The organism is Variovorax sp. efr-133-TYG-130, assembly GCF_030208835.1.
GTDB lineage: Bacteria > Pseudomonadota > Gammaproteobacteria > Burkholderiales > Burkholderiaceae_C > Variovorax.
Genome location: NZ_JARVTD010000045.1, coordinates 36,069 through 49,620, shown reverse-complemented (window position 1 = coordinate 49,620; position 13,552 = coordinate 36,069). Strand labels below are relative to the sequence as shown.

14 protein-coding genes are annotated in these 13,552 nt (G+C 69.2%); 2 read left to right on the top strand and 12 right to left on the bottom strand.

Annotated features, from left to right (window positions below; all coding sequences use genetic code 11):
* Positions 1-76 precede the first annotated feature (76 nt).
* The 3 genes from QRN67_RS31940 to QRN67_RS31930 are packed head-to-tail and all read right to left on the bottom strand — an operon-like array spanning position 77 to position 2,608.
* Complete coding sequence (locus QRN67_RS31940; RefSeq protein ID WP_285415020.1) at positions 77-961, bottom strand: beta-keto acid cleavage family enzyme; 885 nt, start codon at positions 959-961, stop codon at positions 77-79.
* Positions 958-1,722 carry an SDR family NAD(P)-dependent oxidoreductase gene (locus QRN67_RS31935; RefSeq protein WP_285415019.1) on the bottom strand — a complete coding sequence of 255 codons (765 nt, stop codon included), beginning with the start codon at positions 1,720-1,722 and terminating at the stop codon, positions 958-960. Before QRN67_RS31935 ends, QRN67_RS31940 begins: the two co-directional genes overlap by 4 nt.
* Before the next feature lie 19 nt (positions 1,723-1,741).
* Positions 1,742-2,608, bottom strand: coding sequence for a dioxygenase family protein (locus QRN67_RS31930; protein ID WP_285415018.1), 867 nt, complete (start codon positions 2,606-2,608; stop codon positions 1,742-1,744).
* 130 nt (positions 2,609-2,738) lie between these two features.
* Here QRN67_RS31930 and QRN67_RS31925 point away from each other — a divergent pair, with 130 nt between their 5' ends.
* Positions 2,739-3,776 (top strand): LacI family DNA-binding transcriptional regulator, encoded by a 1,038-nt coding sequence (locus tag QRN67_RS31925; protein WP_081267347.1) that lies wholly within the window; start codon positions 2,739-2,741, stop codon positions 3,774-3,776.
* A gap of 16 nt (positions 3,777-3,792) precedes the next feature.
* Here the strand turns inward: QRN67_RS31925 and QRN67_RS31920 are convergent, their stop codons facing one another.
* Genes QRN67_RS31920 through QRN67_RS31910 form a run of 3 tightly spaced genes read right to left on the bottom strand, consistent with a single transcriptional unit; the run spans position 3,793 to position 6,088 of the window.
* Positions 3,793-4,146 (bottom strand): hypothetical protein, encoded by a 354-nt coding sequence (locus QRN67_RS31920; protein ID WP_081267348.1) that lies wholly within the window; start codon positions 4,144-4,146, stop codon positions 3,793-3,795.
* A gap of 16 nt (positions 4,147-4,162) precedes the next feature.
* Complete coding sequence (locus tag QRN67_RS31915) at positions 4,163-5,836, bottom strand: hypothetical protein (protein ID WP_285415017.1); 1,674 nt, start codon at positions 5,834-5,836, stop codon at positions 4,163-4,165.
* A 57-nt stretch (positions 5,837-5,893) separates the two neighbouring features.
* Complete coding sequence (locus tag QRN67_RS31910) at positions 5,894-6,088, bottom strand: YjiS-like domain-containing protein (protein WP_081267350.1); 195 nt, start codon at positions 6,086-6,088, stop codon at positions 5,894-5,896.
* Positions 6,089-6,213: 125 nt separating this feature from the next.
* On the opposite strand from QRN67_RS31910, the gene QRN67_RS31905 reads away from it, so the two are divergent.
* Positions 6,214-7,104, top strand: a complete 891-nt coding sequence (locus QRN67_RS31905; protein WP_081267351.1) for a LysR family transcriptional regulator — start codon at positions 6,214-6,216, stop codon at positions 7,102-7,104.
* Between the two features lie 15 nt (positions 7,105-7,119).
* On the opposite strand, the gene QRN67_RS31900 is transcribed toward QRN67_RS31905, so the two are convergent.
* The 6 genes from QRN67_RS31900 to urtE all read right to left on the bottom strand — a co-directional run bounded on the left by QRN67_RS31900 (position 7,120) and on the right by urtE (position 13,541).
* A complete protein-coding gene (locus QRN67_RS31900; RefSeq protein ID WP_172839817.1) occupies positions 7,120-7,770 on the bottom strand; it encodes an ANTAR domain-containing response regulator in 651 nt (216 codons plus the stop codon).
* A 345-nt stretch (positions 7,771-8,115) separates the two neighbouring features.
* The gene (locus tag QRN67_RS31895; protein WP_081267353.1) at positions 8,116-9,270 is read right to left on the bottom strand and encodes a transporter substrate-binding domain-containing protein; all 1,155 of its coding nucleotides are present in this window, start codon (positions 9,268-9,270) and stop codon (positions 8,116-8,118) included.
* Between the two features lie 40 nt (positions 9,271-9,310).
* On the bottom strand, positions 9,311-10,957 hold the full coding sequence (locus tag QRN67_RS31890) for a nitric oxide reductase activation protein NorD (RefSeq protein ID WP_285415016.1): 1,647 nt from the start codon (positions 10,955-10,957) through the stop codon (positions 9,311-9,313).
* Positions 10,954-11,772: a CbbQ/NirQ/NorQ/GpvN family protein gene (locus tag QRN67_RS31885; protein WP_285415015.1), complete on the bottom strand. Its 819-nt coding sequence runs from the start codon at positions 11,770-11,772 to the stop codon at positions 10,954-10,956. The genes QRN67_RS31890 and QRN67_RS31885 overlap by 4 nt, the downstream gene beginning before the upstream one ends.
* A complete protein-coding gene (locus QRN67_RS31880) occupies positions 11,769-12,806 on the bottom strand; it encodes an aliphatic amidase (RefSeq protein ID WP_081267356.1) in 1,038 nt (345 codons plus the stop codon). The genes QRN67_RS31885 and QRN67_RS31880 overlap by 4 nt, the downstream gene beginning before the upstream one ends.
* Before the next feature lie 45 nt (positions 12,807-12,851).
* Positions 12,852-13,541, bottom strand: coding sequence for an urea ABC transporter ATP-binding subunit UrtE (urtE, locus tag QRN67_RS31875; protein ID WP_081267357.1), 690 nt, complete (start codon positions 13,539-13,541; stop codon positions 12,852-12,854).
* Positions 13,542-13,552 lie beyond the last annotated feature (11 nt).

Sequence of the window (13,552 nt, the reverse complement as noted above, 5' to 3'; positions counted from 1 at the left end):
GGAGGAGGCCGCAGGCCGGGGGACATTCGCGGAGCAAGGCACCCCGTCGGCGTGATCGCGCCCCGAACAACGTGCCTCAAGCATTCGAAAGCCCCAGCATCGCGCGCGCCTCACGCGGGTTGGCCACTTCGCCGCCAAGGCTCACGAGGATGTCGCGCGCCTTCGCCACCAGCTGCGCGTTGCTCTCGGCGAGCACGCCTTTCTCGAGGTAGATGTTGTCTTCCATGCCCACGCGCACATGGCCGCCCAGCAGCCACGACTGCGCGACGATCGGGAACTCCATGCGGCCGATGCCGAAGGCGCTCCAGAAGGCGCCGCGCGGCAGCATGTTGCGCGCGTAGAGCAGCGTCTCGGGCGTGGGCGCAAAGCCGTATTTCACGCCGAGCACGAAGGTCCACATGGCGGGGCCGTCGAGCGTGCCGTCCGCGATCAGGTCCAGCGCCAGGTTGATGTCGCCCGAATCGAAGATTTCCAGCTCCGGCTTCACGCCCGCCTCGCGCATCACCTTCGCCATGCGGCGCACGTTCCTCGGCGTGTTGATGACCACGTCGGGGCCGGAGTTCATGGTGTTCAGGTCGAGCGAACACACGTCGGGCCTGATGAGCGCGATGTGCTCCACGCGCTTCTCGGGCGGCAGCAGCGTGGTGCCGGGCGCGGCGATCTTCGGGTCGTCCTCGCTCGGGATGAAGCGCCCGCCCGGGCCGGTCGTGAGGTTGATGATCAGCTCGCGGTTGCCGCGGCGGATGCGGTCCACCACCTCGCGGTACAGCTCCACCTCCATCGACGGCTTGCCGGTTTCCGGATGGCGCACATGGATGTGCACCTGGGCCGCGCCGGCCTCGGCGGCGGCCAGGCATTCGTCGGCGATCTGCACCGGCGTGATCGGCAGGTGCGGCGTCTGCTCCGGCTTCACGAGGTTGCCCGTGACGGCGCAGGTGATGAGTGTCTTGGCGGCGCTCACAGGTGGCGCCCTCCGTCGACCACGATGCGCGTGCCCGTGACGAAGCGCATGGTGGTGGCCAGCGCCTCGACCGTGGCCGCCACGTCGTCTGGCTTGCCGATGCGGCCGAGCGGCGTGGTGCTGGCCATCTTGCTGGCGAACTCCGCGCCGCGCCCTGGCACGAAGCCCGACTCCACCGCGCCCGGCGACACCGACACCACGCGCACGGCAGGTGCCAGTGCCTTGGCCAGCGCGTCGCCGACCACGTCGAGCCCGGCCTTGGCCGCCACGTAGGCCAGGTTGCTGCCCACGCCCGTGAAGCCCGCGATGGACGAGATGTTGGCCACCAGCGCGTCGCCGCTGGCCTTGAGCATCGGCGCGAAGGCGCGGATGGTGGCGAACACGCCGCGGAAGTTGGCGCGCACGATGTCGTCGATGAGTTCGTCGGTCAGCGCGTCCAGGTCGGCGGCTGGCACCGGCTGCGTGTGGCCCGCGCTGTTGACGAGGATGTCGCAGCGCCCGTGCGTGGCCTGCACCTCGGCCGCGGCGGCCACGAGGCTCGCCGAGTCGACGATGTCGGCGCGGATCGCCGCATGGCGCTGGCCGTTGGCAGAGGGCAGGGCGGCCGCGCGCGCCGCTGCGTCGTCGCCCTTGCGGTGCAGCAGCACGCAGGTGGCGCCGAGCGCGGCCAGGCGCGTGGCCGTGGCATAGCCGATGGCGCCCAGGCCGCCGGTGATGACGGCGACCTTGCCGTCGAGTCTGGAGACAGGATCGAAGCTCATATCGATAGGGGGAGTTGGTTCAGGGAATCGGGGGGCGCGGGAATTTCATTTCGCCGGGTTCGAGTTCGAAGTCGTGGTGCATCGACGCGCTCTTGCCATCGGGCGCCAGCGCGAAGCGCCCGATCAGCCTGCGCGTCACGCCGAAGGTCGGGTCGCTTTCCAGGTTCTCGTCGTCGTCCGCGAACACCTGCGTGATCAGCACCTTGTGGCCGGGCTTGCTCACCATGAAGTGCAGGTGCGCGGGCCGGTTGGGGTGGCGCTGCTGCGCGCGCAGCAGCACGCCGCAGGGCCCGTCGGTCGGCACCGGGTAGCCGGCCGGGCGCACGCTGCGGAAATGGAAGCGCCCTTCGGCGTCGGTGGTGAAGCGGCCGCGCAGGTTCATGTCCTCCTGCGACGGGTCCTGGTTTTCATAGAGGCCGACGGGCGAGGCCTGCCACACGTCGACCGTGGCGCCGGCCACCGGCCGGCCCTCTTGGTCGCGCACCGTGCCCGTCACTTCGAGCGGCGTGCCGGGCGTGCCCGAGCGCGCGATGTTGTCGCCCGGCGCGCAGGCCGGCGCGTTCGCACGCCAGAACGGCCCGAGCAGCGCGGCCGGCGATTCGCCGTGCGGGTCCTGGTTGTTCTGCAGCGCGACCACGGTCGACACACCCAGGATGTCCGCCGCCAGCACCACTTCGTTCTTGGTCTCGCCCGTGGCATGGCCGATGGCGACGATGAATTCGAGGGCCTGCTCGAACTCCTCTTCCGTCAGTTTCACTTCCTGCACCAGCGCGTGCAGGTGGCGCGTGACCGCTTCCATCACTGTGCGCAGCCGCAGGTCGGGCGTGTGCTTCATGGCGTCGAGCACATGGCCCAGCACCGAGTCGGGGGAGGTGGCGATGTTCATGGTGGATTTGTGCAATCGTTTGCACGATATTAGCCAGATTTGCCAAAAAGTAAAATGGAGGTTTCCGGCAGACCCTGAGGGAAGCATTGACGCCCGAGGCCGGCCGCTTTCGCGACAATCGTTTGCACCAATGAGCACCAGCCCGCCTACTGCGCCTTCTTCCGGCACCGTCACCATCCGCGACGTCGCGCGTGCCGCCGGCGTGCATGTGTCCACCGTCTCGCGCGCGCTCAGCCCCGAGAAGCGGTCGCTCATCAGCGACGAGGTGCTGCGCGTGGTCGAGGAGGCGGCGCAGCGCCTGGGCTACCGGCCCAATCGCGCGGCCTCGGCGTTGCGCACGGGCCGCACGCACACCATCGGCGTGCTGGTGCCCGACATCACCAACGCGGTGTTCCCGCCGATCCTGCAGGGCATCGAGGCCAGCGCGGCGGCGCGCGGGTACTTCGTGTTCGTCACCAACGTGGCCGACCCGGCACTGGCGCGGCCGGTGCTGGAGCGCATGCTCGCGCAGCGCGTCGACGGCGTGGTCATGGCCACCGCCACGCGCGACGACCCTCTGGTCGACTTCGTCGCCAAGGCCGGCATGACGGCCGTGCTGGTCAACCGCGCCGACGAAACCGGCCGCCTGCCGGCCGTGGTCAGCGACGACCGGCTGGCGATGAAGCTCGCGGTCGACCACCTGGTGGCGCTCGGCCACAAGCGCATCGCGCACCTGGCGGGGCCGCAGACCATCCCGACCGGCGTTGGCCGGCGGCTGGGTGTCGAGCAGGCCCTGCGCGACCACCGCATGAAGCCCTTCCGCGTGGTCGAGTGCGCGAGCTACAGCCGCGAGGCCGGCGCGCTGGCCATGAAGCAGATGCTCGATGCCGGCGCGGCCCCGCAGGCGGTGGTGTGCTGCAACGACCTCGTCGCGCTGGGCGCCTACGACGCGCTGCGCGCGGCCGGCCTGCGTGTTCCCAAGGACATTTCCATCACCGGCCACAACGACATGCCGCTGGTCGACATGGTCGACCCGCCGCTCACCACCATCCGCCTGCCGCACCGCGAACTGGGCTGGCGCGCGGCGGAGATGCTGTTCGACGAGATCGACGGCCGATCGATGTCTGCATCGACCGTGGTGCTGCGCCCGGAACTGGTGGTGCGCCAGTCGACCGCCGCACCGCGCTGACGGGCGGCGAAGCGACTTACTTCATGCGCCACCACAGGGCGGCGATGTCGTCGCTCAGGCCTGCCAGCAGCAGCGCCACGGCAACCAGCACGACCAGCGCCTTCGCGCGCCGCGACATGCCTTCCCTGGGCGCGAAGTCTTCGGCACGGCCGCTGAAATGCACGCCGCAGTAGGGGCAGCGCAGCACGTAGCCGAAGATCGGCTCGCCGCAGCGGATGCAGGGCACTTCGCCGGGGCCCGGTTCGGACGCAGACGCGGACGGTGAGGCCGCGTCGCGCGCGGCCTGCTCCGCGGCACGCTGTTGCTGCTGACGGGCGCGGCGCTCGCGGTGCGCGGCCAGGTCGATGGGTTCGTGGGAGTTGTCGGGCATGGTCGGACCCCGAAGTCTAGGACGCGTTTTTCTTTCGCGCAGCCGGCCGGCGCGGCGGCTTTGCCTCCAGCACCAGTTCGGCCGGCAGCGTGTCGTTCCACGATTCGGTGAAGTAGGCGCGGTCGCTCGGCACCAGCTGCGGCAGCGCCTCGCGCAGCAGGGCGAGCGATTGCTCCGCGGCCTTCAGTTCGCCGGCATGCGCGGCGTACCAGGCGTGCTCGAACAGCAGGCTGCAATGCTGCAGGCCCGGGTAGCGGCGGCGGCCGGCCTGGTGGTCGGCCAGCCGCGCCTGCGCCACCTGCACCCAGCGCGCGGGCCAGTTCGTCGCGTCGAAGGCATCGGCCAGCGGGCCCGCGAGCTTCGACATGGCGGCCGGGTCCAGCGGCTTCTGCGCGCGGAACTGCGCGAGCGTGGGCTGCTTCTCGGGCCGGCAGTGGCCGCGCGCGATGCGCATCAGGTAGATCGCGTTCCACGCCGAGCGGCCCTGGCCGTCGGTATGGCCGCACAGCCATTCGCTGAAGGCGATCCACTGCACTGCGCGACGGGTGGTGTCGGTGTTGCCGTCCTGCGCGAGCGCGGGCAGGTCCGACAGGCCCACGCGGTCGAACAGCCATGCGGCCATGCCCATGTTGGCAGCCACGTGCTGCGCCGCGTCGAAGGAATGCGACTCGAACGCCGCCGCCAGCGCCTCGCCGAAGCGGCGCAGCGATTCCTGGGCGAGCGCGGCTGCGGCCGGCTTGTCGTCGGCCGAGAGCCCGAGCGCGCGCGAGCGGCACACCAGCGCCCACAGGTTGCACCATTCGAAGCGCACGTCGGGGTGATGCCGCAGCACCAGTCCGCGCGCCGCGTCGTCGGCCATGCCGCCCAGCAGCGACTGCGCCAGCGGCAGGTCGCGCGCGGTGTAGGCGCACCACGCGGCGACGATGCATTCCATCGCGCCGAGGTAGTCGTTGCCCGCCACGTGATGCGCCAGCCGCTGCTTCTTCAGCGCCTGCAGCCGGCGCCGCGCCTGCTCGTTGTCGCCGAGCCGACGCCACAGCATGGCCTCGTTGAGCGTGACCAGCGCGCGCTGGAAATCGGTGGCGGCCAGCGTGCCGGCCAGGCGTATCGATTCGAGCGCGCTGGCCGGCTGGCCGCTGGCACTCGCATCGCCGGCGTTCATGCCGGCCACCGGCGCCATCAGCCGGCCCTGCCGCGCCGCCTGCTGGGAGGCGACCAGCTGCTTCCAGAAGGCCGCGTCCTGCAGGTGCACCGCGTCGGGCGGCGGCGAGCCGGCCGGGGCCTGCGACTTGCGCGCGCGCAAGCCGAGGAACGACGCCACCTCGGCGGCGGTGGCCGCGCGGCCTTCCACCAGCACGCGCACGCGCCTGGCTTCGGCGGCCGGCAGCCAGAACGGGCCCTGGCTGCGCCGCTCGGCATTCAGGAAGCGCGGCTCGCGCAGCGTGTCTTCGCCCCAGCCGACCTCGATGTTCCAGGCCTTGAAGTCGCGGAACGCGCGGCTCACGACCATGCGCAGCGTGCTGGCGTCGGACACTTCGCCGCGCAGGTCGGCCAGTCGCACGACGCCGGTGCCGGCTTCGTGGGCGTGTTGCATGCGCACCAGCAGCCAGAGCGACTGGAAAGCCGCGCGCCGGCCATTGACCGACTGCGGCGAAGTGAGTTCGATGGAGAGAAGAGAGGGCTTGGGCACGCCCCGGATTGAACCTCAAAACCGGCGCGATACCTGAAGAAAAAACGCCGCAGAGGCTCAGTAGCGGTGGCGGTCCAGCAGCTCCGGCACCTCGCTGCGCCCGATGCCCAGGTCGCGCAGCTCGTGCTCGCTCATGCCGGCCAGGTGCCGCATGTCGGCGCGCGCGCGGCGGCGATTCACCACGCGGCGGCGCCAGCCGCGCAGGGCATGGATCAGGCGTTGGTGAAAAGTCGATGGCTTCGGCGCGGTCACGATGGGCTCCTTGGTTGGGAGCGCTCATCTTCCGGCGGTGCGTGATATTGTGGAAGTTGAGAATCCTGAGGCTTGCAATCAGCTTTGCTGATGGCGCGATTCTTCACCCCCAACACGGCGACCCGATGCGACAACTCAACCTCGACCAACTGCGCACCCTCATCGCCATCGTCGACCTCGGCACCTTTTCGGCCGCGGCCAAGGCGCTGCACCTGGCGCAGCCGACGGTGAGCCTGCACATCAGCGAACTCGAGTCGCGGCTGGAGGCGCCGCTGGTGGTGCGCGGCAACCGCCGCATCACGCCGACCGCCGCCGGCGCCGCATTGGTCGAGCGCGGGCGCAAGCTGCTGCGCGACACCGACGACGCCGTGGAAGCCGTCAAGCGCCAGGCCGAGGGCCGCACCGGCCGGGTGCGGCTGGGCACCTCCACCGGCGTGCTGGTCGACCTGCTGCCGCAGGTGCTGGAGGCGCTGGGCGCGGAGCATTCGGGCATCGACGTGGAGGTGAGCATCCGCGGCTCCTACGAGGCCATGGAGCGGCTGGCCGCCGGCACGCTCGACATCGGGCTGGTCGCGATTCCGCAGCCGCCGGTGCGCGGCATCGTCGTCACGCCGTGGTGCGAACAGCCCATGATGGCCTTCGTGCCCCCGCGCTGGAAGGCGCCGAAGCGCGTCACGCCGGCGTGGCTGGCGGCGCAGCCGCTGATCTTCAACGAAGCCACCACGCACATGTACCGGCTCACGATGGAATGGTTTGCCGAGGCGGGCTTCGCGCCGCGTGCGCGCATCGAGCTCAACTACGACGCCGCCATCCGCAGCCTGGTGGCGGCCGGCTATGGCGCGGCGCTGCTGCCGCTGCAGCAGAGCACCGACAACGTGCGCGGCGACCGCATGCAGATCCTGCCGGTGAGCCCCAGGCTCACGCGGCGCGTGGGCATCGCGCATCGCCAGCACGCGGCGCTCGACGGCGCCACGCTGAGCGTGCTGAAGGTGCTGACGGCGTTCCGCCAGGCCTGAGCCGAACCTGGTGGATCAGCCCGCGTCGGGCTTGGGGCGCATGCCCAGCGAGAGGATCTCGTTGGCATTGACGATGGCGGTCGCTATTTCTTCGGTGGTGGTGCGCTTGCTCATGGCCTGGTCGCGGATCAGGTCGTAGGCTTGGCCTTCGGACACGTCGTGCGTCTTCATGAGGATGGCCTTGGCCTCGGCAATGCGGCGCTGCCCCAGCAGCTTGGCTTCGACCTTGCGCAGCCGCTTGGCGAGCGAGCGTGCCTCCTTGTGCGCCTCGCGCGCCACCACCAGTGCCGAGAACAGACCGAACGAACGCACCGGCGAAGGCAAAACTGCCTTGGCGCCGATTTCCAGCACGGCCTCGATGATGGTCGGGTTCTCGTAGGTGACGACCGCGATGATGGCCGGCGCGTCTTCGCTCTTGGTCCATTCGAAGCGCATGTTGATGAAGTCGGGCTGCACGGCCATGAAGGCGACGTCGATGCCTTCGGGCAGGACTTGCACGGGTGGCCAGAAGGCCTGCACCTGGCAGCCGATGCGTTGCAGCTGTTGCGTGAGTTGGCGGCCGTCGTTGTCGTCGGGGTGGATCACGGCGATCTTCAGCAGGCGCAGCTCTTTCAGCTGCGGCGGCGTGACGCGCAGGGTGTGCCGTTTGGGGGCTGTGCCTTCCACTTTCAGGCCTTCTTGTTTTTCTGACGCTGTTGTTCGGGGCGCCTTTTTTCGGGGCGTGTGCACAGGACACCGGGTGCTCCCCTCCGCGAATGTCCCCCGGGGCTGCGCCCCTCCTCCTTTATTTCGCTGCGGGGAGCACCCGGTGTCCTGTGCACAGGGCACGCTGTTGGTTCGCAGTTGATCAACAACCGCTCTGTCCAACGATCACGACGATGGGGTGCCTTGCGCAGCGAAATAAAGGAGGAGGCCGCAGGCCGGGGGACATTCGCGGAGCAAGGTACCCCGTCGGCGTGAGCGCGCCCCGAATGCCTCCTGGAGCAACAAATGGAGGAACGGAAGTTCATCCTAGATCTCCAGCGTATCCAGCTTGGCCGTCCAGTCGCCCAGCGAGTGAGTGACGAGGTAAGGATCCGGGTACACCGCCCGCGTCGCCTGCCGCACGATGGTGAACTGCCCGTGCGCGTCGACCCGCCCGATGCGTGGGTACAGGCATGTGTGATGGTTGGCCGGGTCGATCTTCACCAGCCCCTGCGGCGCATCGAACTCGCTGCCCAGGATGTACGGAAGAATCTCCGCGATGCCGTCGCTCCCCGCCTGCCGGTACGCGTTCGCAAAAATGTGCATCTGGAAATACGAAGCCTCCCAGCACAGGTTGGGCACGCAGCCGTCGCCGAAGCGCGCGCGCAGCATCGCCAGGCAGCGCCGGTTCGCGGCCGAGTCGATCGACTGGAAATACGGCGCCGCCGTGAAGTGCCCCGTCGCCACGCCGTGGCCCATCTGAGAGATCTCCGCCTCCGAAGTCGTGAGGCTGGCGATCGGCATCGTCTTCGGGTCGAAGCCCGCCTCGGCATACGCGCGGTACAGGCTCGCGGTGGAGTCGCCCACCACCGTCGAGAAGATGAAGTCGGGCCGCTTGTCGCGGATGTCGTCCATGATGGCCCGGTAGTCTCGCTCGCCGGCGTCCAGCGCCACGTAGCGCTCGCCCAGCTTCTCGCTGCCGGGGCGCTGCATCACCAGCTCGCCCATGATGCGGTTCGACTCGTAGGGGTAGATGTAGTCGGAGCCGATCAGGTACACCCGCGCGCCGAAGTTCGTGGTCATGAACTCGGCCAGCTGCACGCTGTTCTGGTTGGGCGCCGCGCCGGTGTAGATCACGTTGCCCGAGTACTCGAAGCCCTCGTACAGCGTCGGGTAGAACAGCAGCTTGTTCCACTTCTCTATGACCGGTATCACCGCCTTGCGGCTGCTCGACATGTAGCAGCCGAAGATCACGTTCACGCGGTCCTGCACGATCAGCTTCTCGGCAAGCTGGGCGTAGCGCGCGGGGTTGGACTGCGGGTCGTAGCGCACCGCCACGATCTCGCGGCCGTCCACGCCGCCTGCCGCGTTGATCTCCTCGATGCCGAGCAACGCGCCCTGCAGCTGCGAGAGTCCGATGGTCGATGTGACGCCGGTTTCCGAATAGAGGATGCCGACGCGTATGGGGTCCTTGTCAGCCACGCTGAAGTCTCCTGGGGTGTCGAATCATCATAGTCTTCAGTCAGTGGGCCGATGCAAGGCGTGCGCTCATGCGCGAGAGCCGCACCGGCAGGCTGCGCGCGTCGTCGGCGATGCAATAGTTGCGCCAGCCGAAGATGCGCCGCACATAGGCGTCTGCCGCGCCGTCCACCGCGATGCAGGCGGTGCGCACGCCGGCGTCGCGGGCCTCGGCGACGGCCTGGCGGGCGTCATCGATCAGGTATTGCGGATCGTGCACGTCGATGTCGGAAGGCGCGCCGTCGGTCACCAGCAGCACCGCGCGCTGGCCGGGCGGCTCGGCTTGCATCAGCGCGGCGGCGTGGCGCAGCGCGGCGCCCATGCGGGTCGAGTAGCGCCCGCGCAGCGCGCCGATCATGGCGCTCGTCGGTGCGTCGAGCGGACGGCCGGCTTCGAGCAGGCGGTAGTAGTACACCTCGGCGCGCGTGTTCGACGAAAAGCCGTGGATCGCCAGCCGGTCGATGCCGCGCGCGTTCGACGCGGCCAGCAGCAGCGCGGCCTGCTTCTCGATGTCGAGCAGCGAGGCTGCATGCGGCCCCGGGTCGTTCGCCGACGCCGACAGGTCGAGCAGCACCAGCACGCTCGACGGGCGCGGGCCCTTGCCCGGGCGCATGAACAGCCGCGCATCGGGCCGCAGCCGCAGGCGCCGATCGACCAGCACCTCGATGGCCGCGTTCAGGTCGATGTCGTCGCCTTCCCACTGGCGGCGCAGGCGGTGCGTGCGGTCGAGGTGGCGCGCGCGGGGCAGGGCGAGCGGGGCGATGCGCCCGTTGCCGGGCGCGGCCTGCTCGCGCCCCGGCAGCAGGCCCTGCCACGCCGGCAGCTTTTCGATCACCGTGCACCAGTCGGGGCGCAGTCGCTCGAGCTTGCGGTCCCATTCGGGATACGTGTAGCGGCCGAGTTCGATGTCGCCCGCCGCATCGGAAGGAGGCGGGCCGCTGCCCTCGTCCGGCGCATCGGAAGGCGGTGGCGGCCGTGCGCCTGCCTGCTGCAGCGCGATGGCTTCGTCGGGCGCGGTCTCCGTCTCGGCAAATTCCCACAGGTAGCTGTTGTCGTCGCGCCAGGGCGCGGGCACGGCGTAATGCTGGGGCTCGAAGCGCACGCGCATCTGGCCCAGGTCGTTGGCGAGGATCGACGCGATGGCGCGGAAGGCGTCGTAGTCCTCCAGGCCCGCGCTGGCTATGGTCTCGTCGAACATGCGACGTGCCTTGTTCACCCAGTGGTTGTCGTCGATCGCGTCGGGCAGCAGCAGCAGGCGGTCCATCCGGGAGACGAGCGCCGCGAAGCGCAGGTCGAGGGGGTCGGACGCGGCCGGCAGCGATGCGGCGAACCAGCCGTGCATGCCGGGGAAGTCGCGCCACAGGAGGCGCTCCACGCGCGCGTCCTCGATGGCCGAGACCACGGCGATGCCCATCGGCTTGAGTCCTTGTGCCGGGCGCGCGGGCCGCGAGTGCCGCAGGTGCGCGACCGCATGCGCGAGCATGGCGCGGCGCAGTTTCGGGTCGCCGGTGCCTTCGGGCAGCAGCAGCTTGCGGCCCGTGAGCACGGCGCGCGTGCCCGCGCCAGTCAGCGCCTGTACTTCCACGTCGACGCCCGCCAGGCCGCGCGCCAGCAGCGACAGCGCACCGGGGCCGCCGTACGCGTCGTTCATCCGAACTGCGCCTCGACGAAGCCCTGCAGCGCGCTTGCCATGTCGGGGTCGTCGGTCAATGCGCGCGTCATCGTCATCTCGCAGCTCTCGCGCGGCGTCACGCCGTCGCGTATCAGCACGCCCGCGTAGATCAGCATGCGCGTCGACACGCCTTCGTCGAGCCCGCGGTGCTTCAGCTCGCGCGAGCAGCGCGCGATGGCCACCAGCTTCGCGGCGAGCCCGGGTTCGACGCCGGCCTCGTGCGCGACGATCTTCGCCTCCAGCGCGCTGCCGGGGTAGTCGAACTCCAGCGCCGCGAAGCGCTGGCGCGTCGAGGGTTTCATGTCCTTCGCGCTGCTCTGGTAGCCGGGGTTGTACGACACCACCAGCTGGAAATCGGGGTGCGCGTGTACCAGCTCGCCCTTCTTGTCGAGCGGCAATATGCGCCGCGCATCCGTCAGCGGGTGGATCACCACGGTCGTGTCCTGCCGCGCCTCCACCACTTCGTCGAGGTAGCAGATGCCGCCGTGCCGCACCGCCAGCGTCAGCGGCCCGTCGTGCCAGGCGGTGCCGTTGGCGTCGAGCAGGTAGCGCCCGACGAGGTCCGAGGCCGTCATGTCCTCGTTGCAGGCCAGCGTCACCAGCGGCCGGCCCAGCGACCACGCCATGTGCTCCACGAAGCGCGTCTTGCCGCAGCCGGTCGGGCCTTTCAGGATCAGCGGCATGCGGTGGCGGTACGCCTGCCGGTAGAGCGCCACCTCGTTGCCCGCGGGACGGTAGAAGGGCTCGGCCTCGATGCGGTAGGCGGCCAGCGGATCGGGGACCGCCGCGTTCATCGGTGCTTGGCCGGCTCGTTCGGAATGCCTTCGATCGGGCATTCGGGCGTGCCCACCGTGCTGCGCGTGAACGACTCCACCATCTCGCGCGTGCCCTCGGGGTCGTTGATCCACTGGGTGTAGAAGTTGTACGGGCAGGCCGCCACGCCCTTGTCGCCGTCGCCGGAGTTGATGGTGCCGGTGTAGCCGCGGTGCACCAGCTTGAACAGGTGGTTCTGCGACTGGCCGTTCTTGCGCGCGTCGCGGATCAGGCCCATGGAAAGCTCGGCGTAGTTGATGCCCATCTCTTCCTCGCCGCATTCGCCGAGCGTGCGGCCGTCGAAGCCGATGAGCGCGGAATGGCCGAAGTACGAGTACACGCCGTCGAAGCCCGCCGCGTTGGCCACCGCCACGTAGGTGTTGTTCATGAAGGCCATGGCCTTCGACACCATGATCTGCTGCTCCTTGGCCGGGTACATGTAGCCCTGGCAGCGGATGATGAGTTCGGCGCCGCGCATCGCGCAGTCGCGCCAGATCTCGGGGTAGTTGCCGTCGTCGCAGATGATCAGGCTGATCTTCATGCCCTTGGGGCCTTCGCTCACGTAGGTGCAGTCGCCCGGGTACCAGCCCTCGATGGGCACCCACGGCATGATCTTGCGGTACTTCTGGACGATCTCGCCCTGGTTGTTCATGAGGATCAGCGTGTTGTAGGGCGCCTTGTTCGGATGCTCCTCGTGGCGCTCGCCGGTCAGCGAGAACACGCCCCACACGTTGGCGCGGCGGCAGGCGTCCGCGAAGATGGCCGTCTCCTCGCCGGGCACGGTGGCGGCCGTGTCGTACATCTCCTTGGCGTCGTACATGATCCCGTGGGTGGAATATTCGGGGAACACCACCAGGTCCATGCCCGGCAGGCCCTTCTTCATGCCGACCAGCATCTCGCCGATCTTGCGGGCGTTGTCCAGCACCTCGGCCTTGGTGTGCAGGCGGGGCATCTTGTAGTTGACGACCGCGACGCCCACGCAATCGTTGCTGCTCGAAATATCACCATGTCTCATGACGCTGCTCCTGAAAGAGGGGTTGAAGAAAAAAGGGATGGGCTCTCACACGGTCAGGAAAGACCTGACCTTGTCCTGGTCGAGCGTTGCGCGCGCCTCGTCGTGCACGAGGCGCCCGCGGTCGATGACGAGAAAGCGGTCGGCCAGGTCGAGCGCGAAGCTCAGCACCTGCTCCGACACCACGATGGCGAAGCCGCGCTCGGCGCGCAGCACGTTCAGTGTCTGCGCGATCTCCTTGATGATCGAAGGCTGGATGCCCTCGGTCGGCTCGTCGAGGATCAGCAGCTTGGGCTCGGAGATGAGCGCGCGCGCAATCGCCAGCATCTGCTGCTGGCCGCCCGAGAGGTTGCCGGCCTTGCGCTGCTTCATGTCCTTGAGCACGGGGAAGAAGCGGTAGAGGTAGTCGGGCACCGTGCGGTGGCCGGACTTCGCGGCGCCCGAGAGAATGTTCTGCTCCACCGTGAGGAACGGGAACACCATGCGCCCCTGCGGCACGAAGGCCAGGCCCTGCGCCACGCGCTGGTAGCTCGGCAGCTTCGTGATGTCGGCGCCGCCCAGGCGGATGCTGCCGCCGCGCGCGGGCAGCAGGCCGATGAGCGACTTCAGCAGCGTGGTCTTGCCCATGCCGTTGCGGCCCATGATGGCCACCGCCTCGCCGGGCGCGACGCGCAGCGAAACATCGCGGATGACGTGCGACTCGCCATAGGCGACGTCGAGTTCGGAGACTTCGAGCATCTGTTTCTCCT